Genomic DNA, 25,846 nt, shown 5'->3' with positions numbered 1-25,846 from the left:
CAGGTTATTCCGCGCTCGGCAGACCGAGCGCGGCCAGGACCCGTGCGGGTCGGCGCGTACTGACCAACCAGTACGGCGTCGGGTCGTCGGGGTCGTCGAGTACCAACAGCACCATGGTGCCGACCCACGGCCGATGCTGCACGTACGCGGCGGGATCGAGTTGGCGGCCCAATGCCGCGCTCTTGGCCGTCGGCGCCACCGTGGTCGCTCGGGATACGAAGGTAACCGGCAGATGCGCCCGGTCCACTCGTAGCTCCGGCGTACCGGACGCATCCGGCGCCACTTCGACCCGGTGCCGGCTCAACCACAACAGCACCCAGACCGGGACCGGGAGCAGCAGGACATACGGCAGCCAGGCACGCAGACCAGGCGCCCCCATATGGATCTCGGCGGCGAGTAGACCGGTGACCGCGAAGGCCAACGGCCACCACCACCACGGCACCCACAGACGCTCGCTGTAGTGGGGTGTTTCCGGCTGGGCGCGGTGTTCGGCATCGGTGGGTCGAGGCTGGTCGGACACGACTCAACACTAAGCGACGAACGCCCGGTCGCTGCGCGTAGGCTGATCGGACGTGAGCGCACTTTCCCCCATTCCCCTGCTGCGGCTGGATCCCGGCATACCGATGCCGACGCGCGCCCATGACGGCGACGCGGGCGTGGATCTGTGCACCACCGAAGATGTCATCCTGGAACCGGGGGAGCGGGTGCTGGTCGGTACCGGTGTCGCCATCGCGCTGCCTATCGGCACCGTCGGGCTGGTGCATCCACGTTCGGGCCTGGCCGCCAAGACCGGTTTGTCGGTGGTGAACACGCCGGGAACCATCGATGCGGGGTATCGCGGTGAGATCAAGGTGTGCCTGATCAATCACGATCCACGCTCGCCGATCGAGTTGCGCCGCGGAGACCGTATTGCGCAGCTGCTGGTACAGCGGGTGGAGTTGGTGGATTTCGTCGAGGTCGACCGGCTCGACGAGTCCGCCCGAGGCGCCGGCGGATACGGCTCCAGCGGAGGCCACGCGAGTCTGGCCCACGGCGGCGCGGCGGATCCGCGTGGCAAGGAGGTATGACGGGATGTTCGGGCGACGCAAATCCGGCGGCAGACGCGGATCCGAGGCCGACTCCCGGTACGGGTCGGACGAGTACGCCGAGTACGAGGCGGGCTACGACGAGTACGACACCGGCGGATATCACCGGCGCGACTACGACGACGCGGGCGATTACACCGAAGGTTACGACGACACCGGGTACGTCGAGGCAGGCTATGGCGACCACGACCGGCCGCTGTACAACTACGACGACTACGACGACATCGACGAGGACGACGTCTACGATCCCGACACCGAACCACAGCGGCGCGGGCCCTACGACTACGACGATGTGGCCGATGTACTCGAGAAGATCGCCGATCAGCGCCTCGATCTGGGCTCGGTGATCCTTCCGGTGCCGCCGGGCGGACAGCTGCAGGTCGAGATGACCCCTCAGGGCACCCCACAGGCGGTACATCTGGCCACCGAACACGGCCGTATCACCGTGGCCGCCTACGCCGCGCCGAAATCCGGAGGGCAGTGGCGGACGGTGGCCGCCGACCTGGCGGAATCCCTGCGCAAGGAGGGGTCACGGGTATCCGTCGAGAAGGGGCCGTGGGGCCGGGAACTGTTCGCGAGCACCAATGACGCCGATCTGCGGTTCATCGGGGTCGACGGCTCCCGGTGGATGCTTCGCCTGGTGGCCGCCGGCCCGGCCGGTGCCGTCGATGCAGGCAGCCCATTGGTCGCGGCGGCGCGCGCCGTCCTGAACGAAACCGTCGTCCGGCGCGGCACCGATGCGCTTCCGGTCCGCGAACCGCTGCCGGTGGTGTTGCCGCAGGATCTCGCCGAGCAGTTGGCCGCCGCCCACCAGCAGCAGGTGCTGGCGGCGGCGCAGGCCGCGGCGGCGCAGGCCGCGGCAGCCCGGACGGTACCGCCGGGAGCGGTGCTGCCATCCCCGCAGTCCCAGCAACCGCGCCGCGGTGCCGAGGGCTCGGCGATGCAGCAGCTCCGCCGGAACTGAACCGAGCGATCGGTCGGAGCCGCGGTGCACCGGCACCTGGTGTCAGTGGCCGTCGGCACCGCCGGGGCCGAAGCTCCGCCGGTCGAAGGCGGCCAGCCCGGTGTGCCCCAGTACGGCCGGATCGGCGCCCAGCTCGTCGAGCGTGATTTCGATCAGTGTCGAGCGGGGCGCGCGGCGGGCCCATTCCCGGGCCACCGCGGCCGGATGCACCGGATCGTCGACGGCTGTGATCACCGCCATGGGAACGGGCAGCGTCTCCAGCTGTTCGGCATCCGGCCATTTGTACTGCGCCGCCTCCTCCAAGGCGGCGGGCAACAGCGGCCAGTGCGCCCGCCACGAACGGGTGAGCGCCTCGGCCAGCCAGCGCGGGCTGCCTGCCCGCATCCGTTCGACCACGGGTTCCAGGCCCTCGGCCCGCAGTTGCGCCGCGGTGGTGGCGGCACTGAGCGCGGCAGGGCAGTCGGCGGTATCCGGACCGGTCCACGCCGGGAGTGCGGCGATCACCCCGGTGGCGGCGTCGGGTCGGCGACCCGACCAGTCCAGCGCCACCGCGGCGCCCAGGGAGACACCCGCCGCCAGGACCGGTCCCCGCTCGGCGGCGGTGTCGAGAGCCGCGAGATAGCTGTCGACGACGGCGGACGAATCGGGCTCGACGGCGATGAATTCGATTCCGCGCGCTGCGCAGGCCGCCGCGAAGGACTGTCGGGCGAAATACGCGTCGGAGCCGCTGCCGGGCAGGGCGACGAGGACCGCCGGGAGTGGGGAATCGAACACCGGAGTGAGCGTAGCGGTGTCGGCCGGGCCCATCTACAGTGGCGGGTGCGGCCACAGCCGGGCCGTGGCAGGAAACCAGATGACGTGCGATCCACGCCATCGCTCACAGGAGAGCTAGCCATGTCTTCCTCGGCAGGAAGAAAAGCGGGCGGCAGTACCGCCTCCGGATATTTTCGCAGGCTCGGTCGCCGATTGACCGAGGATATCGATAGGCTCGACGCCGAGGAGTTGGCGGAAAAGGCCGATGCCTCGGGAGCATGCCGGGCCTCGGAATGCCGACGCGGTGAGGAGGCGACGATGCTGGGCAGGTTGCGCAGTGTCGAGGCCTGCTCCCGGTCCGCCGGTGCGAGCGTGCAGGCCGAGTTCTTCGACGGCACCGACGCCATCACCCTGGTGTGGATCGGTCGCAAACGTATACCCGGTATCGAAACGGGACGACGCATCCTCGTGCGCGGACGCGTGGGCGACCAAGACGGCCGTAAGGTGATCTACAACCCCTACTACGAACTGCGCGGAAACATCTGACCCGGCGAATGTAGCGCGCAAATCTCCGCGTTCGGACGGGAGGTCAGCGCATCTGGTACAGTCCAGGGCTGTCGCCGCCGGGCCGGCGGAGACGAAAAACGCCTGCGGAGCGGACGTAAGACTGTACAAGGCCAGCCCTTCCGGCTGACTGCGGTGAAACAGGAAACCCAACTCGCGAGGGTTGGAATCCCCTCTTCAAGGAGGGGAGGAGGTCAAATATGCCGGCGACCGATGAGAACGCCCCCACCCGCCCGCGGCACCGCCGGGCTGCGGACATTCCCTATTCCATATCTGATCGCGGCGCCGACGAGACCGGCGCGGGCGGGAGGCCGACCCTGCTGGAACAGCTGGGCGGTATCGCCGGCCTGATCTATTCGACGCTGCCGGTGGTGGTGTTCGTCCCGGTGAACGCCCTGGCCGGACTCACCGCGGCGCTCTGGTCGGCGCTGGGTGTGGCCGCCGTGGTCCTGGTGTGGCGGCTGCTGCGCCGCGAACCGGTGCAGCCGGCGATATCCGGTTTCTTCGGGGTCGGCATCTGTGCGTTCATCGCCTGGCGGATGGGGGAGGCCAAGGGGTTCTTCCTGTTCGGCATCTACACCAGTCTTGTATACGCCGCCGCCTTCGGGGTCTCGATTCTGGTGCGGTGGCCGCTGGTCGGGGTGGTGTGGGGGGTACTCAACGGGCACGGCACCGAATGGCGCGCCGAGCGGCGCGTGGTGCGGCTCTACGATGTCGCGACCCTGACCTGGGTGCTCGTCTTCGCTGCGCGCTACCTGGTACAGAACCATTTCTACGACACCGACAACACCGGTCTGCTGGCCGTGGCCCGAATCGCCATGGGTTGGCCGCTCACCGCGGTCGCGCTGGTGGTGACGGTATGGGCGGTTCGCCGTGCGGGGCATCTGCCCGCCCGGTCCGACCGTTCCGCACGCCCGGACATCAAGACCGCCTGACCGCCTCCGCAATCGGAGCGGGAGGGGTGTGGACGAACCCACCCTGAGGTACCTATTACGCGTCCCGCGTTCATCGGACGATCGGTAGTGCACGACGATCCGCCGAGAGGACGAGGGCCTGTGATTACCGAACGCCGACACGCGCCGCATCAGCCCACGGTCCCGGGTGCGCGCCGAGGACACGATGACACGGCCCGATCGGAGAGCCGGCGCATCTCGGTCGAACTGGAATCCCGGATCGATGCCGCCGCCGCGGGCGACGCGGCCGCGACCGGGGAGATCGTGTGCCTGATCAATCCGTTGGTGCAGCGCTACTGTCGCGCCCGAATGAGCAATACCGCCCATCTGCAGGTAACCGTCGACGATGTGGCGCAGGAGATTCTGTTGGCCACCGTGCAGGCCATTCCGCGCTACCGGGACCAGGGCAAATCATTTCTGGCCTTCGTGTACGGGATATCGGCCAACAAGGTCGCCGACGCCTTCCGCCACTCCCAGCAGAACCGGGTGTACCCCACTGCGAACGTGCCCGATATGCCGTCGCCGGCCGCCGGGCCCGAGGAGTGGACACTGGCCGCCGAACGCAGCAGTATCGCCGGAGAACTTCTGCGGACGTTGGCCCCGGCGCATCGCGAAGTGCTGGTGATGCGCCTCATCCTGGGCTGGACGGCGGCGCAGACCGCCGAGGCGATCGGCACCAGCCCCGGCGTGGTGCGGGTGATGCAGCACCGGGCCCTGAACAAACTGCGGGCCCGCGTGCGGGAGATCTCCTGAGCGGGTCTCCTCCGGTGCTCCCGGCCACATGCCGATCAGGGAGTGACGCCGTGCGGCGCGAGTGCCGACCGCAGCTCCTCCTCGGCCTCGGCCGAGGCGACGAAAAGTAGTTCGTCGTCGCCCTCGAACGGATCGTCGGGCTGCGGCACGATCACCCGCCCACCGCGCAGGATCGTCACCAGCGCGGTATCGCGGGGCAGCCGCAGACTGCGCACCGGTTTACCCGCCAGCACGGTATCCGGCGGGAGGGTGAGCTCGACCAGATTCGCCTGACCCTGCCGCAGTGTCATCAGCCGGACCAGATCGCCCACCGAGACCGCTTCCTCCACCAGCGAGGCCAGCAGCCGCGGCGTGGACACGGCGACATCCACACCCCAGGCGGAGTCGAACAGCCATTCGTTGCGCGGATCGTTGACCCGGGCCACCACCCGCCGCACCCCGAACTCGGTCTTGGCCAACAGGCTGTGCACCAGGTTGGCCTTGTCGTCACCGGTCGCCGCGATGACCACCTCGTAGTCCTGCAGGCCCGCGCCCTCGAGCAGTTCCAGTTCGCAGGCGTCGGCGTGTACCCAGATCGCTTCCGGGGCGGCCTCGGTGTCGATATGGTCGAGTCGCCGCTCCAGCAACATCACGCTGTGCCCCGCGCGCAGTAGTTCCCGGGCGATGGAGCGGCCGACCGCTCCGGCTCCGGCAATGGCCACCTTCATGTCCAGTCCTTGTCCGCAGGGGGGTTACCGGCCAGTGCGACCGCCTCGCCGACCGTGCCGGAGGCCGCGGCCACATAGACGGTGTCGTCGGCCTGGACGATGGTCTTGCCGTCGGGCAGCACACCCTGGCCGAACCGGATGATGAACGCCACCCGGGCGCCTGTGACGCGCTCGAGATCCTGCACGGTGCGGCCGTACCACTCCTCGTGCAGAACCAGTTGGGCGACCGCGACGGTCCCGGTGGGATCGCGCCAGGTGGTGGTACCCGCATCACCGAGCAGGGTGTGCAGGAAACGGTCGGTGGTCCAGGGCACGGTGGCGATGGTGGGGATACCGAGGCGTTCGTAGACCGCGGCACGTTTGGCGTCGTAGATACGTGCGACCACCCGCTGCACACCGAACGTCTCCCGCGCCACCCGTGCGGAGATGATGTTGGAGTTGTCACCGGAGGACACCGCCGCGAACGCGTCCGCCCGTTCGATACCGGCCCGGACCAGCACATCGCGGTCGAACCCCACGCCCAGTATCCGATGGCCGGAGAACTCCGAGCCCAGGCGGCGGAAGGCATCCCCGTCACGGTCGATCACGGCGACATCGTGACCCAGTCGGACCAGCGTGCGAGCCAGTGACGCTCCCACGCGCCCGCACCCCATGATCACTATGTGCACCGCGGATCCTCGCTCCTTCGACTCCGTGCGGCCGACCGGTTCGTCCGTCCGGGATCGAACCGTACCCGCAAACTCGCCCACCCCCGCGTTCCCCCTGTGATATGTGAGCAAACCCGGGAACCGGAGATGTCGCCGAACGGACGCCGACGACTCCGCCTATGCTCCCTCCAGTGTCGAAGTTGACGACCGCCACCAAGCGTCTGCTCTTGGGACGGCCATTCCGAAGTGACTCACTGGGCCACACTCTGTTGCCCAAGCGGATCGCGCTGCCGGTTTTCGCGTCCGATGCCATGTCGTCGGTCGCGTACGCCCCGGAGGAAATCTTCCTTGTCCTGTCGATGGCGGGCCTGGCCGGATACTCCTTCTCGCCGTGGATCGGCCTGATGGTGGCCGGGGTGCTCACCATCGTGGTGGCCAGCTATCGACAGAATGTGCACGCCTACCCGTCCGGCGGCGGCGATTTCGAGGTGGTCACCACCAATCTCGGCGGGAATGCCGGGCTGGTGGTGGGTAGTGCCCTTCTGGTGGACTATGTGCTGACCGTCGCGGTGTCCATCGCCTCGGCCGCCTCCACCATCGGCTCGGCGATACCCTTCGTCGCCGCGCACAAAGTGTTGTTCGCCGTGAGCGCCATCGCCGTGGTCACCGCCATGAACCTGCGCGGTATCCGGGAATCGGGCCGGACATTCGCTCTGCTGTCCTATGCGTTCATCACCGGTATGTTCGGCATGCTGATCTGGGGCCTGTTCCGGATTTTCGTACTGGGTCATGAGGTGCGCGCCGAATCCGCGGCGTTCGAACTGCGGGCACAGGAGGAACATCTGGCCGGCCTGGCCCTGATCTTCCTGCTGGCACGGGCGTTCTCCTCGGGATGCGCGGCGCTCACCGGCGTGGAGGCGATCAGCAACGGTGTGCCGGCATTCCGCAAACCCAAATCGCGCAATGCCGCGACCACGCTGCTGATGCTCGGCCTCATCGCCATCACGCTGTTTCTCGGCATGATCGTGCTGGCGCGGGAGATCCACGCGGTGATCGCCGAGCACCCGGAAACCCAATTGGTGGGTGCCCCCGAGGGATATCAGCAGAAAACCTTGATCGCCCAGATCGCGTACGCGGTATTCAGCGGCTTCCCGATCGGTTTCTATTTCGTGGCCGGGGTGACCGCGCTGATTCTGGTATTGGCCGCGAATACCGCGTTCAACGGTTTTCCGGTGCTCGGCTCGGTGCTGGCGCAGAGCCGGTTCCTGCCGCGTCAGCTGCACACCCGCGGCGACCGGCTCGCCTTCAGCAACGGCATCCTCTTCCTGGCCGCCGCCGCGATGGGGTTCGTGGTGGCCTTCGGCGCCGAGGTCACCCGGCTGATCCAGCTCTACATCATCGGTGTGTTCGTCTCGTTCACTCTCAGCCAGACCGGCATGCTGCGGCACTGGACCCGGCTGTTGCGCACCGAGAACGATCCCGCACAGCGCATGCACATGCTGCGCTCGCGGGTCATCAACGCGCTCGGCCTGCTGGCCACCGGAACCGTGCTGGTGATTGTGCTCGCGACGAAATTCTTCGCGGGCGCCTGGATCGCGATCCTCACCATGGCGGTGATTTTCGTGGTGATGAAAATGATCCACCACCACTACAATTCGGTGACCCGAGAACTGGACGAACACGAATGGGACGGGGTGCTGCCCAGCCGGACCCATTCCATTGTGCTGGTATCGCGGCTGCATCTGCCCACCCGTCGCGCCCTCGCCTACGCCCGGGCCACCCGCCCGGACACGTTGGAGGCGATTACGGTGAATGTCGACGAGGACGACACCAGGAAGCTGGTACGCGAATGGGAACGCAGCGATATCACTGTGCCGCTGAAAGTTGTCGAATCGCCGTACCGGGAGATCACCAAACCGGTACTGGACTATGTGAAACGGGTGCGCAAGAACGCCCCGCGCGATGTGGTGACCGTATTCATCCCCGAATACGTGGTCGGACACTGGTGGGAGCAGCTGCTGCACAACCAGAGCGCGCTGCGGTTGAAGGGCAGGCTGCTGTTCGAACCCGGGGTCATGGTAACCAGCGTGCCCTGGCAGCTGAGCTCCTCTACACGGGCCAGAGCCTATGGCGAGGGCGAGCCCAGCGCGCCCGGTGCGGTGCGCCGCGGATACGGGGACGGAGCATGACACGTCTCCGGATCGGAGGCGGTCGGTGAGCGACTGGCGCGGCCGGCTCCTGCCCGTGCGGCTCGGACCGCCCGGACACGGGGGATTCTGCGTTGCCCGGTACGAGGGCAGGGTGGTGTTCGTGCGGCACGGGTTACCCGGCGAACGGGTGCTGGCGCGGGTCACCGAGGACACCGGAGGCGCCTTCTGCCGCGCCGACGCCGTCGACATCCTCGACCCGTCCGCGGATCGAGTGCCCGCCACCTGCCCCGTGGCAGGGCCGGGTGGCGCCGGTTGTTGTGATTTCTCCCATGCCACACCCGCGGCCCAGCGCGCGCTGAAGGCATCGGTGGTGGCCGAGCAGCTCCGCCGAATCGCCGGGATCGACCGTGAGATCGACGTGGAGCCGATCACCGGCTTCGGTGACCGCACCGGCGGTTGGCGCACTCGTATCCGGCTCCCGGTGGATGCCGCCGGTCGCGCCGGAACGCACCGTTACCGCAGTACCGAGGTGATCGCCGACCTCCGCTGCCCCCAACCGGTACCCGGTGCGCTGGACGGTATCGCCGAGCGGCGGTGGACCCCCGGCGCCGACCTGGTGGTGGCGGTGGACGCCGAGGGGATCCGGCATATCGTCGAACTCGCCCCGGCGGATATCGATACCGGCGTACGACGGGGCCGGCGCGGTCACCGGGCGGATAGCACGGCCACCGTGCGGCGTCCGGGCGGCCGGACTTTCTCGGGTCCGCCGTCCGGCAAACGCACCGATGTTCCCCATACCCGAGCATCCGACGACCACCGGAGCGATCACGGCGGCGAGCCCCGCCCGTCGGATATCGCGGGATCCGATCGGCGCGGTGCGGAGCGCCGACGTGCCATGGCCCGCCGCGCCGCCACCCATACCCACCGGGAGGAATGGGTGCTCGGCGGCAGCGGCCGGGCGGTCGAATACGTCGCGGGGCGCCGCTGGGAGGTCTCGGCCACCGGTTTCTGGCAGGCGCATCGCGACGCGGCGCAATGCTATTCGGATGTGGTGGCCCAGTGGTCCGATCTCGCCGCCGGGGATCGGGCGTGGGATCTTTACAGCGGTGCCGGCGTATTCGCCGCCCGCCTGGCCGAACAGGTGGGACCGACCGGGTCGGTGCTGGCGGTCGAATCGGCTCCATCGGCTGTCGCCGACGGCGCCGCGGCCCTGCGCGACCTGCCCTGGCTGGACCTGCGCGCCCAACGTGTCGAACGCTGGGTAACCGAGCACACCGCCGGCCCGGCGCCTCGGGTGGTCGTTCTGGACCCACCCCGGGCGGGCGCCGGTAAAACGGTTGTCGGACCGCTCACCGCCGCCGGACCCGCCCGCATCGTCCATATCGGATGCGACCCCGCCGCCTTCGCCCGTGATCTGAGCCTCTACCGTGCCGCGGGCTATCACCCGACCGAACTACGCGCCTTCGACGCCTTCCCGGCCACCCACCACGTCGAATGCCTGGCGCTCCTGGAGCGTTGACGCCTCGAATCCGGCGCGCGTCAATCCAGTTGCCATGTGACGCGGACCGTGGCGGACAGTTCCCCCTCTCCCGGTTCCACCGGAACCGATGCGGACCCGCCGGGGGGCGCCGGGGCCGACAGGGCCCGGGCGACCGGGGTCACGGTCGGTGGGACGGAGGAGGTGTTCTCGGTGATCTCCAGCACGGGACCGAGCCGGCGGCCCGCGCGGTGGGCGTACTGCTCGGCCTTGGCGCGGGCGGTGTCCCAGGCGGCATCGCGGGCCCGGGCCAGCAGCGCCTCCTCGTCGGCGAAGGTGAAGGTGAGACCGCCGAGACGGACGTCGTCGCCGCCCGCGTCGACGCAGTGGGCGATGATCGCGGCCGGGCCGGGACGGGTGTCCTCGCTCCGTTCGCGCAGCGTGACGGTGAGCGCCGAACTCGCCACATACCCGGTGATCTTCGCCCCGCCGTCCTGCGACCACACCGTCTCCGTGCGCACCGACAGACCGGTGGTGCCGATATCGGCATCGGGTACGCCGTCGGAGCGCAATGCCGCGGTCACCGCCGCCGCGCGCTGCCCGGCCCGCTCGTAGGCGAGCGCGACCTTGCTCGCCCGGGTCTCCACCGAGACGACGAACCGCAGTAGATCGGGGGTCTGGCGGGCGCTGCCGTGCCCGAAGACGGTGACGGTGCCGGTTCGGGCAGCGGCCGTATCCCGCTGGTATTCGCTCACGGTGTCTCCTCGCTCTCGGCCTCGACGACCGGTGACGTTCGCCGCACGGCGACCCGGACGCGGCTCGGCGTATCCACCTGTGAGCCCTGCCGAGTCCGCGCGGGCACTGTCGGCCACTCTAGGCGTATCTTCGCCCTTGTTCCGACCGGTCGCGGGGTCCACGGTCGGGCTCGTGCTCCGACGGTGTCCATTAGGCTGGGCGGGTATGCCGCGGCCCGATATCGTCGGCCGCGGCGGGCCGTTGTCGGTGCCGAGCCGGTGGGCGTGGCTTCTAGACTGGTCGGATCAGATGCGCTATCCGGAGGGAGCGAGTTCAGGTGGGAGTGCTTTCCCGGGTCGACACACCCGAAGACGTGCGTCGGCTGACCGTATCGCAACTGGATGAGCTCGCGGCCGAGATCCGCGAGTTCCTGGTGCAGAAGGTCGCCGTCACCGGCGGACATCTCGGCCCCAACCTCGGCGTGGTCGAGCTCACCATAGCGCTGCACCGGGTATTCGACTCTCCCGCCGACCCACTGATCTTCGATACCGGGCACCAGGCCTATGTGCACAAGATCCTCACCGGCCGCAAGGACCGGTTCGATACTCTCCGCCGTGGCGGTGGGCTGTCCGGGTACCCGTCCCGCGCGGAGAGCGAGCACGACTGGGTGGAGTCCTCGCACGCCTCTGCGTCGCTGTCGTATGCCGACGGATTGGCCAAGGCGTTCGCGCTGAGCGGCCGGCGGCGGCATGTGGTGGCGGTGGTCGGGGACGGCGCCCTCACCGGCGGGATGTGCTGGGAGGCGCTCAACAATATCGCCGCGGCGCGGGATCGGCCGGTGGTCGTGGTCGTCAACGACAACGGCCGCTCGTATGCGCCGACCATCGGCGGACTGGCCGAACGGTTGACCGCATTGCGCACCCAGCCCGTCTACGAACATATGCTCGACACCGGGAAACGCCTGCTCAAGAGCATCCCGCGGGTCGGCGATTCGGCGTACTCGATGATGCACGCCGTAAAGGCCGGTATCAAGGACGCGGTGAGCCCGCAGGAGCTGTTCAGCGATCTCGGGATCAAGTACGTCGGGCCGGTGAACGGCCACGATGTGATGGCGTTGGAGGCCGCGTTGCGGCATGCCAAGGACTTCGGTGGCCCGGTGGTGGTGCACGCGGTCACCCAGAAGGGCCACGGCTACGAACCGGCCGAGAATCATGTGGCCGATCAGATGCACGCCTGCGGCCCGATCGACCCACTCACCGGGAGCCCGGTGAGTAAGGGGAAAACGGAGAGCTGGACCTCGGTGTTCTCCGCGGAGCTGATCGAGCACGCGCAGCGGCGTGACGACATCGTTGCCATCACCGCCGCGATGCCCGGCCCCACCGGACTGTCGGCGTTCGGGGAACGGTTCCCGGAGCGGCTGTTCGACGTCGGTATCGCCGAACAGCACGCGGTGGCGTCGGCGGCCGGGCTCGCGCTCGGCGGGATGCACCCGGTGGTGGCCGTCTACTCGACCTTCCTCAACCGGGCCTTCGACCAGCTGCTGATGGATGTGGCGCTGCTGAAACAACCGGTCACCCTGGTGCTCGACCGTGCCGGCATCACCGGTGAGGACGGCGCCAGCCACAACGGCATGTGGGATCTGTCACTGCTGGGCATCGTGCCCGGTATGCGGGTCGCGGCCCCGCGTGACGCCGCGACACTGCGGGAAGAGTTGGGAGAGGCACTGGCGGTGGGCGACGGTCCGACGACGCTGCGTTTCCCGAAAGGCAGTGTGGTCGCCGAGATCCCGGCCGTGGAACGGCTCGACGGGGTGGATGTGCTGTGGGTGCCGGACCGGGAGGGCCCGTCCGCGCGGACCCAGCACGGTGACGTGCTGCTCGTCGCCATCGGCTCGCTGGTACCCGCCGCCCTGCAGGCCGCCGAACTGCTGGAGCCGGAGCGGATCACCGTCACCGTGGTCGACCCGCGCTGGGTGCTGCCGGTCTCCGACACCATCGTCAAACTCGCCGAGAACCACCGTATGGTGGTGACCCTCGAGGACAGCGGCCTGCACGGCGGTATCGGTTCCGGTATCTCCGCGCGGCTGCGTTCGGCCGGGCTCGACGTGCCCGCCCGTGACCTCGGTATCCCCCAGCAGTTCCTGGATCACGGCAGCGTCTCCCAGGTGCGGCAGGAGCTGGGGCTCACCGCTCCGGATATCGCCCGTCGGATCAGTGGCTGGTTGACCGCCGGGATGCGCTGATCTCGCATCGCCGCCGCGATGATCGGTACGCCCGTGAGCAGGCGGCCCGGGTCCGCGCGAGCCTCTGCCGGTCGGCCGGCGGTCCGTATCGGGGCCGTATCGCCGCGCTTTCGGGCCACGATCGCTCAGCAGACGCCAATACGGTATCGGAGCGGCCGTGTGCCGAGGTCCGGCAGAGCGGTCCGCCTTCTCGGCTCATCCGGGATCGGTAACGCAGAGACGACGCCGCAGAGTAGGCGGCGCGCTTACCGGGACGAACCCCGAGAATCGGATGGTCGCGAGGAGTATGTCGATAATTCCGTGATTTTCTCTCGCCCGATTCGAGCCGGAACGTGACCAAATTATCCCCAGCCATCTATTGTGCAACGATTGCGTATGCACTCGGTAGACCGACTCGAGATTTATGGATTGTGATATCGAAGGTGTATTCCCCGGTCGGCCGCTGCGTCGTATAGTCATGAAAAGAGAGCCGGAATTATTGGACTATCCGAACCGAGGTACGCAAAATGGCAACCAAAATGACCAAGGCCGTCGCTGCGCTCGTCATGGCCTTGTTCCTGTGTGTTATAGCAGCTCCCGCGGCTTTGGCCAGTACGGCTTCCGCGCCGTCGGCCCCCACTCCTGTGAGCGGATCAGTCGTATTGTGCATACCTTTCGGCAGTGTCACCTTCTGCTTCTGAGTTCCTCGACTCAGAAGCCTGCCGGTTAGGTCCGCGTGCAACCCGGACCTATCTGTCCGGAAAGATTTCCGGAATTCCGTCGGTATATCCAGATCAATCCCTATCGCCTTCGGGAATGGGTTATCCCGGTAAATCCCGAGGCGGTCGGCCGGTCAGCGCGGCGGCGAGCCGAGCGACAGCGAGGTCACGCTGCCACGGCCGGGCGCCGTGGGATTTCAGGAAACCATCGATAGCGGGCATCAACTCGGGCAGTGATTCCGGTCCGTGATCGTAGCGGGGCAACCCGTTCCAGCACAGACGACGGACCAGATCCGGGGCGAGCAGATTCTCCACCGGTACCGACACCTCTTCCGAGAGGGCGGCCATGGCCGCGCGGGCGCGCGCCAGGCGGGCGGCGGCGGCCGGGTCGCGGCGTTCCCAACGGTTGGGCGGTGGCGGGCCGTCGTAGGGCTGGCTCAGGGGCGGCAGTTCGTTGTCCGGCAGGGCGCGGGCCCGTTCCACTGCGGCCAGCCATTCCCGCGAATACCGGCGTTGGCGCGGGCCGCCGAAAACCGGCAGCGCCCGCAGTTGGACGATGGTCTTCGGATCGGCGCCCGCCGCGGCGATAATGGCCGCGTCGGGCAGGACGCGTGACGGCGCCACATCCCGGCTGCGCGCCAGGGTGTCCCGGGCGGTCCACAGCTCCCGCACGATGGCCAGTTGCCGGGCCCGGCGCAGGGCGTGGATGCCGGAGGTGCGCCGCCAGCGGTCCGCCTTCGGGGCCGGGGGTTCAACCAGTCGGATGTGCTCGAATTCCTGGTCGGCCCAATCCGTTTTGCCCTGTTCGGCCAGTGTCGCTGCGACCGCGTCACGCAACTCCAGCAGTAGTTCGACATCCAGTGCGGCATAGTTGAGCCACTCCGCCGGCAAGGGGCGACTGGACCAGTCGGCCGCGCCGTGGCCCTTGCGCAGTGCCCGCCCGAGCAGCCGTTCCACCATGGCCGCCAATCCCACTCGTTCGAAACCGGCCAGCCGGCCACCGAGTTCGGTATCGAACAGCCGGGCCGGCCGTAAACCCAGTTCGGCCAGACCGGGCAGATCCTGGTCGGCCGAATGCAGCACCCATTCCAGGCCGTTGATCGCGGCGGCCAAGGGGTCGAGCGCATCGGTCACCGGAATCGGGTCGATCAGCACCGTGCCCGCCCCGGCCCGCCGCAACTGGATCAGATACGCACGCGCCGAATAGCGGAACCCGGACGCGCGTTCGGCATCCACCGCGAGCAGTCCGGTGCCCGCAGCCAAGCGGTTGGCGGCGATGGCGACCGCTTCCGCGGTGGACAGCACCGGAGGGACGCCGTCGGCCGGGGCGAGCAGCGGGACCGCCGCGGAGTCTGCTGTCCCGCCCGAAGGGTCACCGGAAGGGTGACGGGCGGGCTCCTCTGCTACCGGCATAGAGCAAGACTTTACGTCCCCTCACCGCCGGTCGATATCGGTGTGTGATTGTGGCCGCAAATCGGTGATACCGGCCGGAGGTAGGCCCGCCGCGTAGGCGAGCACTTCGCCGAAGGCCTCCACATGCGGTCGCATCTCGGTCGTACGCGCCGTCCAGGATGCCCGCAATTCCAGCTGATAGGCCCGCGGTGGACCCGCGATATCGCCGTAGCGGACCGAACTCGTCGAGGTTACCGTGCCGCCGAGGGCGGTGAACGGTTCGTCACGCGATTCCAGGGCGTCGATCAGCCAGCTCCAGGCGACCTCGGGCAGCAGCGGGTCGGCGGCCAGCGAGCCATCGATATCGGCCTGGATATAGGCGACAAGCCGGAACGTGCCGTGCCAGGCCTCGGCGCCGTTCGGATCGTGGAGCAGGATGAGCCTGCCGAAGGCATCGCCCTCGGAATCGACCGGCACCGCCGACGTCTCGTCGTGGGTGACCTCGGCGCCGAGGGCGTAGGAGTACGGCGCGAGGCGCTGTGGAGGGCGGATCGGGGCCAGCTCGATCCGGGGATGCACGGTTGCGGTACCCATGGCCGCGATCGCGGCGCGAAATGAAGCGGGTTCGTCGTCGGGGCCCTCGGTCGGTGCAGCGCCGTCGCGGAAGTCGAGCGGTGTCACGGTGAACGACGGTAGACCCCGAGTACCCGGCGCAGTCGGAGGCGCGCCGGGCCGGCCGGTGCCGACGTGCACCGGGCGCATCTCATGGTAAACGCACCTCGCCGCGTTCGGGTGCTGCTGCCGGTTCTCCGTCCCGCCGTGTCGGATGTGGTCTCCGCGGGCTGTCCGAGGGCAGGCGCGGGTTTGTTCCACGGTCGGATCCGACGCCGGCGGCGCCCCTGCTTCCGCGTGCGAATCCCCCGCTGCGCCGGCGCCCGCCTACGATAAGCGGTGATGAGCACTCATATCCGCCGCCGGTTGACCGATGCCCCGTTCCTGGCCGCCGCCACCGGCGCCGTCCCCAGTCGCCGACCGGTGTGGTTCATGCGCCAGGCCGGTCGGTCGCTACCCGAATACCGTGAAGTCCGTGCCGGTATCGGCATGCTCGAATCCTGTTTCGACCCCGACCTGGTCTGCGAGATCACCATGCAGCCGATCCGCCGGCACGGGGTCGACGCGGCCATCCTGTTCTCCGATATCGTGGTCCCGCTCAAGGCGGCCGGTATCGATCTCGATATCGTCCCGGGCGTCGGCCCGGTGGTCACCTCACCTGTCCGCACCGCCGCGGACGTGCGCGCGCTGCCGCGGCTGCGGCCCGAGGAGGTCGGCGCGATCGCCGACGGGGTGCGGCTGCTGGTCGACGCACTCGGCGACACCCCGCTGATCGGATTCGCGGGCGCGCCGTTCACACTCGCCTCCTATCTGGTCGAGGGCGGCCCGAGTAAAAACCACGAGCGCACCAAGGCGATGATGCACGCCGATCCGGCGACCTGGCACGAACTGCTCGGCGTGCTCACCGATATCACCATCGTGTTCCTCCAGGAACAGCTGGCGGCCGGAGTGGACGCGATCCAGCTGTTCGACTCTTGGGCCGGGGTGCTGTCGCAGGCCGACTATCGCGCCCATGTGCTGCCGCATTCGGAGCGGGTCTTCGCCGAGATCGCCGATGCCGGGGTGCCGCGCATCCACTTCGGGGTAGGCACCGGGGAACTGCTCGGCGCGATGGGGGAGGCGGGCGCCGATGTGGTCGGCGTGGACTGGCGGCTCCCGCTGACCGAGGCCGTGCGCCGGGTCGGCCCCGGAAAGGCCCTGCAGGGCAACCTCGATCCCGCGGTGCTGTTCGGCGGGTGGCCCGTGGTGGAGGCACAGGCCCGCCGGATCATCGACGAGGCCGACTCCGCGCTGACGATGGGCGCCATCGGACATATCTTCAACCTGGGCCACGGTGTACTGCCGGACACCGATCCCGGTGTGCTGACCGCCCTCGTGCAGCTGGTCCACGAACTCTGACCCGGCGACCGGGGTACGCGGGCGGCCGGGCCCGGTATCGGGCGGCGGCAGCGGCTCCCGCCCCGGGAAGCGGGTCGCGGCGGGAGCACCGATACGGTCGGGGCATGAGAATTGCGGTGGTCGGTGGGGGAATCAGCGGACTCGTCGCGGCCTACCGGTTGCGGGGACTGCTGGGGGAGTCGGCCGAGATCGTGGTGGTGGAGTGCCGGGAGCGGGTCGGCGGGATCCTCCACACCGGTGAGCTCGCGGGCGAGCCGTTCGACCTGGGTGCCGAAGCCTTTGTGGGTCGGCGGCCCGAGGTCCCCGAACTCCTGTGTGAGCTGGGACTGGAATCGCAGCTGGTGACACCCGTCGGGCTGCGCCCGGTGATCTGGTGCGGGGGGGAAAGGCATCCGCTCCCGGAGCGCACGTTGATGGGTATCCCGGCCGGCCCGGAGTCGGTGCGGGGATTGGTCGATGCGGAAACGCTGGCGCGCATAGCCGCGGAACCGGACCGGCCGCTGGACTGGCGACCCGGCGGCGATACCGACGTCTTCGGTCTCGTCGCCGACCGGTTCGGCGTCCGGACCGTCGAACGCAGCGTCGACCCGCTGCTCGGCGGGGTGTACGCGGGGATCTCGAGTTCGATCGGTGTCCGGGCCGCGCTGCCCACCTTGGCCGCCGCGCTGGATCGGGGTGCTCCCAGTCTCACTGCGGCGGTGGCCGCGGTGTTGCCGCCGCTGTCGACGGCTCCGGTGTTCGGTGGTATCCGCGACGGTTACCGAGTGCTTCTGGACGCGTTGGCCGACCGGGCGGCGGCCACGGTCGTCCGGTCCACGGTCGTCACCGGGCCGGCCCGAGTGGGCCATGGCTGGAACATGGACCCGGTCGGCACGGTGGACTCGGTGGTGCTCGCCACGCCCGCACCCGTGACCGCTCGGCTGCTCCGCGATATCGCTCCCGCCGCTGCTGTCGCCGCCGCCGGGATCGAGCTGTCCTCCTCGGTGGTCGTGGCGCTCGCACTTCCCCGCGAGACCCCCCTCCCGGACAATTCCGGCATTCTGGTGGCCACGGGAGAACCGTTGCGCGCCAAGGCGTTCACCCTGTCCAGCCGCAAATGGTCGCATCTGGCCGCCCGGGACACCGCCCTGGTGCGCGCCTCGTTCGGCAAATTCGGGGACAACACACCGTTGTCCTGGTCCGATACGGACCTTGTCGATGCCGCCGCCGCGGATCTGGCGACGGTCACCGGGATCCCGATCACTGTGCTGTCGGCCGTCGTGCAACGGTGGCCGGGCGGTCTTGCCCAGTACGCGCCGGGACATACCGAGCGGGTGGCCGAGATCGAGTCGGCGGTCGCGGATGTCGACGGGCTCGCCGTCGCCGGAGCCTATCTGCACGGTGTCGGCGTACCCGCTTGTATCGCCTCGGCGACCGCCGCGGCCCACCGGATAGCGGCGGGTCTCACCGGATGATCCGCCGCCGCCGATATCCGTTTCGGGGGGCCGCCGGGGAACAGACCCCGCGGACGTGACCGCCGACGGGCCGGCCGCGGGCCTCGAGTGGCACGATGGGGGTATGGCGAGACTCGATTACCAGGCCCTCAACTCCACCATCCGCTACCTGATGTTCTCGGTGTACCAGGTACGACCCGGCGCACTGGGCGACGACCGGGAGGCGGCGACCAAAGAGGCCCGCGCGTTCTTCGACGGTCTCGCCGACCGGGATGTAGTGGTGCGCGGAATCTACGATATCGCCGGTATGCGGGCCGATGCCGATTTCATGGTGTGGACCCACGCCGAGCGGATCGAAGACCTGCAGGCGGCGTACGCCGATTTCCGCCGGACCACCGAACTGGGCCGAGCCACCACCCCGGTGTGGAGCAATACCGCGCTGCACCGGCCCGCCGAGTTCAACAAGAGCCATATCCCCGCCTTCCTCGCGGGCGAGGACCCCGGCAACTACATCTGTGTCTATCCGTTCGTCCGGTCCTACGAGTGGTATCTGCTGCCCGAGGAGGAACGGCGCAAGATGCTCGCCGACCACGGCAGGGAAGCGCGGGGATACCCGGATGTGCGGGCCAATACGGTGAGTGCGTTCGCGCTCGGTGACTACGAGTGGATTCTCGCCTTCGAGGCCCCGGAACTGCACCGGATCGTCGACCTCATGCGTGATCTGCGGGCCACCGAGGCCCGCCTGCACGTACGGAAGGAAACCCCGTTCTTCACCGGCCCGCGGGTCGAGATCGAACAGCTCATGGCCGCGCTGCCCTGATCTGCGGCGAGCGGGGCGGGCGGCCCCGCGTGGACCCCGGAATTCGGGGCCGGCGCGACGGGCCCGTCGTACCGTACAGTTCCGCTGGGCACTACAACGGATTCGGCTATTGCGTTGCGCTGTTCGAGGGGTGCAGTCGCAGTGCGATCGAGTTGATGCAGTAGCGCTTGTCCGTGGGTGTCGGGTACCCCTCACCTTCGAAGACGTGGCCGAGGTGGCTGTGGCAGTTCGCGCACAGCACTTCGACCCGGCGCATGCCCAGGGAGTCGTCCGGGCGCAGCAGCACCGCGTCGGACTCGGCCGGGTCGAAGAACGAGGGCCACCCGCAGTGCGAGGCGAATTTCTCCGTGCTGCGGAAGAGTTCCGTGCCGCACGCCCGGCAGACGTAGACACCTTCGGTGGTGGTGTCGGTGTACTCGCCGGTGAACGGCCGCTCGGTGGCGGCCTCGCGCAGCACCGCGTATTCCGTCGGGTCCAGTTTCGCCCGCCACTGCTGGGGGGTCAGTCGGATCCGCGGCTCGGGGAGGGAGGTATCGGTCGCATCCTTGTCGGAGCTCATCCCTCCACGCTAATACGGTTCTCCCCGGCCGTCGTGGTTCCGTGGCGCACCACACCGGACCGGGGCGACTGTCCCGCCACCCGGGTGGATTCCGTCTTTCCGGTCACCGGTTCGTTTTCCGGCCGCCGAGGTGGCGCACCGGCCTCGGACTCGGGCCCCCGTGGATCCGCGGCCGTTGCCATCCAGGGCTGGTCGAGCCGCGGCAGCCGTCCATCCCGGCGGGCGGCCAGATAGCGGTCGGCCAGGACGCAGAACACCACGATCAGCATCAGTCCCCAGCCGAAGGTGATCCGCAGGTACTCCAGATTGCGGCCGATATCCGGCCACCGGTCCGACAGCCATTTGTCGTAGGACATGAAACCGAAGACCGCCAGCCAGGCCGGCCAGTTGCGCAGCACCGAATTACGCAGCACCACCGACATGAGGAACGGGAACAGCAGCATCGAGTAGTACATCTGGCCCAGCGACGCCAGCAGCCAGGACGCGATGAGCAGCACCCCGGAGGAGGTGGTGACGAAGAAGAGTTCGTCGTGCCGGTAGTAGCGGTAGAGCAACCACAGCGTGACCACGACCATGGCGGCCATCACCAGGCGGATTCCCCAGGTGAGCCAGGATGGCAGACCGTAGTACTCGGCGTTGCCGACGATGGCGCTGTTGAAATAGTCCCGCGATTCGAACAGATACGGCAGTGTACGGGTGAAGAACTGTTCCGGGTCCTTCGACAGCGGCCAGGCGATCACGTTCAGGGCGACCGGCACCCCGATCGCCGTGACGAACACCCCCCATTGTCTGCGTGCCACCACGATCAGCAGCAGTGGCGCCAGGGTGGGTTTCACTGCGATGGTCAATCCGAGAATCGCTCCCGCCCACAGGTCACGCCGTCGCAGCAGCAGGATCAGGAAGATCATCTCGGCCAGCAGCAGGCAGCCGTTGACATTGGTGAACACCAGTGTGTTGATGACCGTTTCGGACATGAACATCGCCAGTAGCAACGCGGGCGCGGCGACCGAGCGCACCGTGTAGTTGAACAGCCGCAGCAGCAGATACCATGCGATCAGAATGGCGACCGCGTTGAGCAGAATGAACAGCCACCGCGACTTCTCATAGTCGATCACGGCGATCGGCGCGATCAGCAGGGTGCCGCTCGGCGGATACAGGTAGTGCGGATCGACCGAGTCGAAGTTCGCGGTGTACACCGGACGACCGTTGAGGAACTCGAACGACGCCGCGTAGACGGGCTTGTAGTCGTCGGTGATGAAGCCGTTGACAGCCTTGATGAAAACACGGTTCAGCACGGTCATGACCGCCAGCGGCCAGAGCGCGAACCTGAGCACGTCGGCGGTCGTACGAGCTGTCCGGGGCTCGAGCTGTCTTAGGAACACTGGGGCACGGTACACCGAAACGTGCCCGAGTGTTGCCGGGACCCCACCCGACTCGCCCGCTCGAGCGCGGCTTCGCTACCGCTGCGGCCTGCGGACTCGTCCGGATCCGTGCTATCAGGCGGGGCAGGCGGTTCCGTCGCCGGGCAGCCGAGCGCCGTTCAGGTAGTCGACAACGGCCCGCTGCGCGCACCCGGAATGGGTGCTGACCGGATGCCCCCAGCCCTGCCAGGTCATGGTCGCGTGCCGTGCCCCCGCGGTACCGAGCCGTCCGGTCACCGAGGCCTGGCCCGCTCCGCTCACCGGATCGGCGACGCCGGCCAATACCAGAACGGGCAGCTCCAATTTCTCCGGGGCGGGCGGCGGTTCACTGGCCGGCCAGGCCGCGCAGGTCAGCAGCGACAGCGCGGTGGCCCGACCGAACGCCGGATACTTTTCTCCCCAGGTGTCGGCCAGCTGGGCGGCCTGGGTGGGTGTCGGCGGCCGGGAAGTGTCGGTGCAGCGGTTGACGAACTGGCCGTCGGAGGCGCGGGCGGTGGTCTCCCGCTCGATCAGCGCGGTGAGCGGGCCACGGTCACCGCGGTCGGCGGCCGACAGGGCGTCGGCCGGCTCGGTGGTCCGGGTCGCCTGATCGGCCCGCGGGTTTCCGAGGAATCCGGTCACCGCGGTCACCACCGCGTTTGCCGAGATGTCGCCGAGCTGTCCGGCCTCCGCCTTGCGCACCAGCGCGATCACCGCGCCACGCGGATCGGGACCGAGTGAACAGCCCATGCCCACGCACCGTTGTGCGAAGGCGGTCAACGCGGCCTCCGCTCCCTGAACCTGCTGTTCGGCCCGGGTCACCGCGTCGGCGGCGACCGGGGTGGGGGAGTCGAGGACGAGCCGGGCCAGGTGGTCACCGTATTTGCGTGCGTACTCGAGCGCGATGAGGCCGCCGTCACCGGTGCCGAGCAGCGCGATGTGCTCGACCTCCCACTGTTTGCGCAGCTGCTCGATATCGTCGGCGGCGTGGGCGGCGTCGAAGGCGCCGTCGTAGGGCTGTAGGAAATCCCGGCAGGCGATGGTGCCGGTCTGGCTGAGTTCGGTCAATGCTCCCGCCGGATTGCCGCCGGGCGCGAACTGCGCATTGTCCTGCATTCCGCGGCGGATATCCGGCGGCAGGCAGTCGATGGCCTGGGAGCCGCCGATACCCCGGCGGTCCACGGCGACGATGGGTCGCGTCGCCAGAATCTGATTCACCTGCCCCCCGCCGGTCGCGGCCAGCCCGGCCAGGGTCGTGGTGGAGGAGAGGTCGGTGCCGGAGGTCAGGATCAGCGGGGCGGCGTCGTGCGGGGTCTGGGGCAGCCGAGCACGGACCGCGCCGGTGCGGAAGGAGCCGAGTACCGTGCCGGCGGTATCGATCGGGGTCGGATACTCCGCGCAGTCCAGCACCACTGCCTGCGGGGCCGGGCCGATCCCGAGCCGGTCGAAGGTCTGCTGGGTGCATTCGCGCCAGGCGAGGTCCTTTTGCGGCACTTCCGGCGCGGGCGGTGGCGGCGGAGCCTGTTCCGTACGGGTGGACCCGCCGGGTACCGGCGGATGTTCGACGGCGACATGGGGCCGGTCGGAGGGACCGGCGCCGCATCCGGCGATGACAATCGACAGTGCCAGGGCGAATACCGACGGTGACACCACGGTCCGAGTCCAGCGCATGCGCTACAGCCTGCCAGGTCCGCTCTCGTCCTTCACGAACGGACCCAACGGGCGAGCACTGTACCGTCGGAGTCGTAGATCAGATCGTCGAGCTTCATCGGCATGCGGAACTCCGTCTGCGAGACCGAGATTCGCATCGAAGTACCGCCGGCCAGCAGCGGAGCGGTGGTCAGGCACAGTTCGTCGACGAGATCGGCGGTGAGCAGTTCGCCGAACAGTCGCGGCCCGCCTTCGCACAGCACCCGTCGCAGTCCGCGCGCGGCGAGCAGTTCGATGACCGAATGCGGCGTGATCTCCCGTTCGCCGGCGACGATCACCTCGGCACCGGCGGCGATGAACTCTTTGCGGCGTTCCTCGGGGGCCGCGGCGGTGGTCAGGATCAGCGGCGGGGTCGGTGCGTCGGTGAACAGCCGGCTTCCGGGGTCCAGTGCACCGAACGAGGTCACCACCGCGATCGGCGGCGGTGCGCCCGCGGGATGCCCGCCGATGCCCTGTTCGAACAGTCCGCGGCGGAAGGCCGCGTCGGTGCGCGCGCCGCCGTAGTTCTCCGCCCGAACCGTGCCTGCCCCTACCAGCACCACATCGGCCAGTTCGCGCAATAACCGGAACACCCGTTTGTCCGCCGAGGTGCCGAACCCACCCGTACGGCCCTCGCTGGTGGCGGCCCCATCGATACTGGACACGAAATTGACTCGCACCCACGGCTGCCCGAGATGTCCGGGGTAGGCGTAACGCGCGGCGAGCTCGTCGTCGTCGAGTTCTGTGAGCTGAATCGCATTGGGCATACGCTGCATGGGGACAGCACACACCACATCTCTAGGCTACGTCCATGCACGAACGTCTCGTCGATCGCCATCCCGAGGTGCCGGCCGACCGGTTGGTCGCCCAGATGGTGCCGCCGCCCATGTTCGACGAGGTCAGTTTCGACTCCTATATCCCCGACCCGAACGAACCGAGCCAGGCCGCCGCCGTGGCCGCCGGGCGCACGTTCTCCGAGAAGGTCGCCGCCATCCACCGGGCCGCGCACAAGAAAACTTTCTTCGGCAAGAAGAAGCAGGTCACCGGCGCGGGTCTGTATCTGGACGGCGGGTTCGGCGTGGGCAAGACGCACCTGTTGGCGTCGATCTTCCACAGCGCCCCCGCCCCGAAATCCTTCGGTACCTTCGGTGAGCTCACCAATCTCGTCGGCGCGCTCGGGTTCGGCAACGCGGTGCAGCGGTTGTCCGCCAACAGCGTGCTGTGCATCGACGAATTCGAACTGGACGATCCAGGCGACACCATGCTGGTGTCGCGGCTGCTGACCGAACTGTCCGCGGATGGGGTCTCCATCGCCGCCACCTCCAATACCCTGCCCGGGCAGTTGGGGGAGGGCCGGTTCGCCGCCCAGGACTTCATGCGCGAGATCAAGAAACTGGGGTCGATCTTCGAAACCGTCCGCGTGGACGGTCCCGACTACCGGCACCGCGATCTGCCGCCGGCCCCCGAGCCGAGCACTCCGGAGCAGCTCACCGAACGTGCCGCGGCCACCCCCGCCGCCACCCTGGACGATTTCGACGAACTGCTGCGCCATCTGAGCACCCTGCACCCGTCCAAGTACGGCGCCCTGATCGAGGGGGTCTCGGCGGTATTCGTCTCCGGCGTGCACCCGGTGGCCGATCAGGCGGTGGCGCTGCGGATCGTGGTGTTGGCCGACCGGCTCTACGACGCGGGGGTGCCGGTCACGGTGTCCGGGGCCAAGCTCGACGAGGTCTTCTCCCAGGAGATGCTCGACGGCGGCTATCGGAAGAAGTATCTACGCGCCATCTCCCGGTTGCTGGCCCTGTCGCGTTTCGAGGTCGTGGCCTGATCCGCTCGGATTCGAGCTCCCTGCGCGGCTCCCGGAACATCGATGAGCCGCGGCGCGACACCGGACGATGCCGAGCGACGCGCCGCGTTCGAGTTGACCGTACCGCCTGCCCTTGATTTGCTGGGTCCGGTGCCCATGGGCACCGGCCGGTCCTGTCGAGGGGAGCTTCCGCCATGGTCCATCGTTCGGCACGTATCCCGATCGCCGTGCTTGCCGGGGCGATGCTCGTATTCGCTCCGGTGACTGTCCCCGGGCAGGCCGAACCGTCTACCGTGTCGAGCCCGCTCGCGTTCGACCGGTCGCTGCATCTGGCCGGTGCCGTCAATGCCCGCGATATCGGTGGCTACCGCACCGTCGACGGCCGCACCGTGCGCACCGGAATGGTGTACCGAACCGATCAGCTGAACAACCTCACCCCCGCCGACCTGGCCGAACTGTCCCGCCGACAGGTGCGCGAGATCGACGATCTGCGCACCGTCTACGAGCGCGCGCTCGCTCCGGACCGGATTCCCGCCGGCGCCCACGACAACTGGTACGACGTGGTCGGCGAGACTCCGCTGCCGGATCTGATGTCCAGCCTGGCCGGCGGGCCCGAGATGTATCGGGCCTTCATCACCGCTCCCGGTGCCAACCGGGCCGTGGCGGCGGTGCTGCGCGACGTCATCGACAACGGTCGAAGCGGTGGCGCGGTGCTGTTCCATTGCACTGCGGGTAAGGACCGCACAGGCTGGGTGGCCGCAGTGCTGCTGACCCTGCTCGGCGTCGACCGGGACACGGTCACCGAGGACTATCTACTGTCCGATCACTACCGTGGCGCCGAACCGGGTGATCTGCTGGGCGGTGTCGACGCGTCCTGGCTGGACGCCGCGTTCGATCAGGCCACCGCGAGCTACGGCGGCTTCGATCGGTACGTGAGCCACGCCCTGGGCCTGTCGGCCGCCGATATCGCGGTGTTGCGTGAGCTCATGCTGGTCTGAGCGGTCCTGT

The 25,846-nt window shown here is 68.6% G+C and carries 24 protein-coding genes; 13 read left to right on the top strand and 11 right to left on the bottom strand.

The window, feature by feature from the left end:
- Positions 1 to 4: 4 nt before the first annotated feature.
- Entirely contained in the window at positions 5 to 520 is a 516-nt protein-coding gene (locus ON20_RS16365; RefSeq protein WP_051162606.1) for a DUF3093 domain-containing protein, read from the bottom strand.
- 52 nt (positions 521 to 572) lie between these two features.
- Between ON20_RS16365 and dut the strand changes: the two genes are divergently transcribed.
- Together dut and ON20_RS16355 are read left to right on the top strand one after the other, a co-directional pair.
- Positions 573 to 1,067 carry a dUTP diphosphatase gene (gene dut / locus ON20_RS16360; RefSeq protein WP_040836512.1) on the top strand — a complete coding sequence of 165 codons (495 nt, stop codon included), beginning with the start codon at positions 573 to 575 and terminating at the stop codon, positions 1,065 to 1,067.
- Positions 1,068 to 1,071: 4 nt separating this feature from the next.
- Positions 1,072 to 2,049 (top strand): DUF3710 domain-containing protein, encoded by a 978-nt coding sequence (locus tag ON20_RS16355; RefSeq protein WP_040836511.1) that lies wholly within the window; start codon positions 1,072 to 1,074, stop codon positions 2,047 to 2,049.
- Between the two features lie 42 nt (positions 2,050 to 2,091).
- On the opposite strand, the gene ON20_RS16350 is transcribed toward ON20_RS16355, so the two are convergent.
- Positions 2,092 to 2,856: an alpha/beta fold hydrolase gene (locus ON20_RS16350; RefSeq protein ID WP_051162604.1), complete on the bottom strand. Its 765-nt coding sequence runs from the start codon at positions 2,854 to 2,856 to the stop codon at positions 2,092 to 2,094.
- Positions 2,857 to 2,943: 87 nt separating this feature from the next.
- Between ON20_RS16350 and ON20_RS16345 the strand changes: the two genes are divergently transcribed.
- From ON20_RS16345 to shbA, 3 genes are all read left to right on the top strand, one after another.
- On the top strand, positions 2,944 to 3,348 hold the full coding sequence (locus ON20_RS16345) for an OB-fold nucleic acid binding domain-containing protein (RefSeq protein ID WP_040836510.1): 405 nt from the start codon (positions 2,944 to 2,946) through the stop codon (positions 3,346 to 3,348).
- Positions 3,349 to 3,566: 218 nt separating this feature from the next.
- The gene (locus ON20_RS16340; RefSeq protein WP_040836509.1) at positions 3,567 to 4,301 is read left to right on the top strand and encodes a DUF3159 domain-containing protein; all 735 of its coding nucleotides are present in this window, start codon (positions 3,567 to 3,569) and stop codon (positions 4,299 to 4,301) included.
- A gap of 120 nt (positions 4,302 to 4,421) precedes the next feature.
- Positions 4,422 to 5,072, top strand: coding sequence for an RNA polymerase sigma factor ShbA (gene shbA, locus ON20_RS16335; protein ID WP_083864966.1), 651 nt, complete (start codon positions 4,422 to 4,424; stop codon positions 5,070 to 5,072).
- A 35-nt stretch (positions 5,073 to 5,107) separates the two neighbouring features.
- Here shbA and ON20_RS16330 read toward each other — a convergent pair whose 3' ends face one another.
- Positions 5,108 to 5,779, bottom strand: coding sequence for a potassium channel family protein (locus tag ON20_RS16330; RefSeq protein ID WP_040836508.1), 672 nt, complete (start codon positions 5,777 to 5,779; stop codon positions 5,108 to 5,110).
- Positions 5,776 to 6,447 carry a potassium channel family protein gene (locus ON20_RS16325; RefSeq protein WP_040836507.1) on the bottom strand — a complete coding sequence of 224 codons (672 nt, stop codon included), beginning with the start codon at positions 6,445 to 6,447 and terminating at the stop codon, positions 5,776 to 5,778. Before ON20_RS16325 ends, ON20_RS16330 begins: the two co-directional genes overlap by 4 nt.
- A 170-nt stretch (positions 6,448 to 6,617) precedes the next feature.
- On the opposite strand from ON20_RS16325, the gene ON20_RS16320 reads away from it, so the two are divergent.
- Together ON20_RS16320 and ON20_RS16315 are read left to right on the top strand one after the other, a co-directional pair.
- Positions 6,618 to 8,615 (top strand): APC family permease, encoded by a 1,998-nt coding sequence (locus tag ON20_RS16320; RefSeq protein WP_040836506.1) that lies wholly within the window; start codon positions 6,618 to 6,620, stop codon positions 8,613 to 8,615.
- A gap of 25 nt (positions 8,616 to 8,640) precedes the next feature.
- On the top strand, positions 8,641 to 10,095 hold the full coding sequence (locus ON20_RS16315) for a class I SAM-dependent RNA methyltransferase (protein WP_040836505.1): 1,455 nt from the start codon (positions 8,641 to 8,643) through the stop codon (positions 10,093 to 10,095).
- Positions 10,096 to 10,115: 20 nt separating this feature from the next.
- On the opposite strand, the gene ON20_RS16310 is transcribed toward ON20_RS16315, so the two are convergent.
- Complete coding sequence (locus ON20_RS16310; RefSeq protein ID WP_040836503.1) at positions 10,116 to 10,808, bottom strand: SIMPL domain-containing protein; 693 nt, start codon at positions 10,806 to 10,808, stop codon at positions 10,116 to 10,118.
- Positions 10,809 to 11,125: 317 nt separating this feature from the next.
- On the opposite strand from ON20_RS16310, the gene dxs reads away from it, so the two are divergent.
- Complete coding sequence (gene dxs, locus ON20_RS16305) at positions 11,126 to 13,030, top strand: 1-deoxy-D-xylulose-5-phosphate synthase (protein WP_040836502.1); 1,905 nt, start codon at positions 11,126 to 11,128, stop codon at positions 13,028 to 13,030.
- Between the two features lie 800 nt (positions 13,031 to 13,830).
- Here the strand turns inward: dxs and ON20_RS16300 are convergent.
- Both ON20_RS16300 and ON20_RS16295 read right to left on the bottom strand, forming a co-directional pair.
- Complete coding sequence (locus ON20_RS16300) at positions 13,831 to 15,141, bottom strand: ribonuclease D (protein ID WP_040836501.1); 1,311 nt, start codon at positions 15,139 to 15,141, stop codon at positions 13,831 to 13,833.
- 21 nt (positions 15,142 to 15,162) lie between these two features.
- On the bottom strand, positions 15,163 to 15,801 hold the full coding sequence (locus ON20_RS16295; protein WP_040836636.1) for a DUF3000 domain-containing protein: 639 nt from the start codon (positions 15,799 to 15,801) through the stop codon (positions 15,163 to 15,165).
- Between the two features lie 273 nt (positions 15,802 to 16,074).
- Here ON20_RS16295 and hemE point away from each other — a divergent pair, with 273 nt between their 5' ends.
- The 3 genes from hemE (at position 16,075) to hemQ (ending at position 19,383) form a co-directional block, all read left to right on the top strand.
- Entirely contained in the window at positions 16,075 to 17,130 is a 1,056-nt protein-coding gene (hemE, locus tag ON20_RS16290) for a uroporphyrinogen decarboxylase (protein ID WP_040836500.1), read from the top strand.
- Positions 17,131 to 17,234: 104 nt separating this feature from the next.
- Positions 17,235 to 18,584 (top strand): protoporphyrinogen oxidase, encoded by a 1,350-nt coding sequence (locus tag ON20_RS16285; RefSeq protein ID WP_040836499.1) that lies wholly within the window; start codon positions 17,235 to 17,237, stop codon positions 18,582 to 18,584.
- Between the two features lie 103 nt (positions 18,585 to 18,687).
- Positions 18,688 to 19,383, top strand: a complete 696-nt coding sequence (hemQ, locus tag ON20_RS16280) for a hydrogen peroxide-dependent heme synthase (RefSeq protein ID WP_040836635.1) — start codon at positions 18,688 to 18,690, stop codon at positions 19,381 to 19,383.
- A 106-nt stretch (positions 19,384 to 19,489) separates the two neighbouring features.
- Here the strand turns inward: hemQ and msrB are convergent, their stop codons facing one another.
- The 4 genes from msrB to ON20_RS16260 form a co-directional block, all read right to left on the bottom strand.
- A complete protein-coding gene (gene msrB, locus ON20_RS16275) occupies positions 19,490 to 19,942 on the bottom strand; it encodes a peptide-methionine (R)-S-oxide reductase MsrB (protein WP_040836498.1) in 453 nt (150 codons plus the stop codon).
- Positions 19,939 to 21,339 carry a glycosyltransferase family 87 protein gene (locus ON20_RS16270; protein ID WP_083864963.1) on the bottom strand — a complete coding sequence of 467 codons (1,401 nt, stop codon included), beginning with the start codon at positions 21,337 to 21,339 and terminating at the stop codon, positions 19,939 to 19,941. The genes msrB and ON20_RS16270 overlap by 4 nt, the downstream gene beginning before the upstream one ends.
- Positions 21,340 to 21,438: 99 nt before the next feature.
- Positions 21,439 to 23,013, bottom strand: coding sequence for an alpha/beta hydrolase (locus ON20_RS16265; RefSeq protein WP_051162603.1), 1,575 nt, complete (start codon positions 23,011 to 23,013; stop codon positions 21,439 to 21,441).
- A gap of 32 nt (positions 23,014 to 23,045) precedes the next feature.
- Complete coding sequence (locus ON20_RS16260) at positions 23,046 to 23,807, bottom strand: pyrimidine reductase family protein (protein WP_040836632.1); 762 nt, start codon at positions 23,805 to 23,807, stop codon at positions 23,046 to 23,048.
- Between the two features lie 35 nt (positions 23,808 to 23,842).
- Between ON20_RS16260 and zapE the strand changes: the two genes are divergently transcribed.
- Both zapE and ON20_RS16250 read left to right on the top strand, forming a co-directional pair.
- Entirely contained in the window at positions 23,843 to 24,859 is a 1,017-nt protein-coding gene (zapE, locus tag ON20_RS16255) for a cell division protein ZapE (RefSeq protein ID WP_040836497.1), read from the top strand.
- A 173-nt stretch (positions 24,860 to 25,032) separates the two neighbouring features.
- A complete protein-coding gene (locus ON20_RS16250; protein ID WP_040836496.1) occupies positions 25,033 to 25,836 on the top strand; it encodes a tyrosine-protein phosphatase in 804 nt (267 codons plus the stop codon).
- The last annotated feature ends 10 nt before the right edge of the window (positions 25,837 to 25,846 follow it).

It is taken from the genome of Nocardia brevicatena NBRC 12119, assembly GCF_000308495.1.
In the GTDB taxonomy this organism is placed as follows: Bacteria; Actinomycetota; Actinomycetes; order Mycobacteriales; family Mycobacteriaceae; genus Nocardia; species Nocardia brevicatena.
Note: the sequence above shows the minus strand (reverse complement) of the source record. Positions and strands in the feature narration are given on the sequence as shown.

Excerpts from the sequence above, each read along its gene's own strand:
- ON20_RS16355 (WP_040836511.1), top strand. The coding sequence starts at position 1,072 with ATGTTCGGGCGACGCAAATCCGGCGGCAGACGCGGATCCGAGGCCGAC.
- ON20_RS16350 (WP_051162604.1), bottom strand. The coding sequence starts at position 2,856 with ATGGGCCCGGCCGACACCGCTACGCTCACTCCGGTGTTCGATTCCCCA.
- ON20_RS16345 (WP_040836510.1), top strand. The coding sequence starts at position 2,944 with ATGTCTTCCTCGGCAGGAAGAAAAGCGGGCGGCAGTACCGCCTCCGGA.
- ON20_RS16340 (WP_040836509.1), top strand. The coding sequence starts at position 3,567 with ATGCCGGCGACCGATGAGAACGCCCCCACCCGCCCGCGGCACCGCCGG.
- ON20_RS16330 (WP_040836508.1), bottom strand. The coding sequence starts at position 5,779 with ATGAAGGTGGCCATTGCCGGAGCCGGAGCGGTCGGCCGCTCCATCGCC.
- ON20_RS16300 (WP_040836501.1), bottom strand. The coding sequence starts at position 15,141 with ATGCCGGTAGCAGAGGAGCCCGCCCGTCACCCTTCCGGTGACCCTTCG.
- hemE (WP_040836500.1), top strand. The coding sequence starts at position 16,075 with ATGAGCACTCATATCCGCCGCCGGTTGACCGATGCCCCGTTCCTGGCC.
- ON20_RS16285 (WP_040836499.1), top strand. The coding sequence starts at position 17,235 with ATGAGAATTGCGGTGGTCGGTGGGGGAATCAGCGGACTCGTCGCGGCC.
- hemQ (WP_040836635.1), top strand. The coding sequence starts at position 18,688 with ATGGCGAGACTCGATTACCAGGCCCTCAACTCCACCATCCGCTACCTG.
- msrB (WP_040836498.1), bottom strand. The coding sequence starts at position 19,942 with ATGAGCTCCGACAAGGATGCGACCGATACCTCCCTCCCCGAGCCGCGG.
- ON20_RS16265 (WP_051162603.1), bottom strand. The coding sequence starts at position 23,013 with ATGCGCTGGACTCGGACCGTGGTGTCACCGTCGGTATTCGCCCTGGCA.
- ON20_RS16260 (WP_040836632.1), bottom strand. The coding sequence starts at position 23,807 with ATGCAGCGTATGCCCAATGCGATTCAGCTCACAGAACTCGACGACGAC.
- zapE (WP_040836497.1), top strand. The coding sequence starts at position 23,843 with ATGCACGAACGTCTCGTCGATCGCCATCCCGAGGTGCCGGCCGACCGG.
- ON20_RS16250 (WP_040836496.1), top strand. The coding sequence starts at position 25,033 with ATGGTCCATCGTTCGGCACGTATCCCGATCGCCGTGCTTGCCGGGGCG.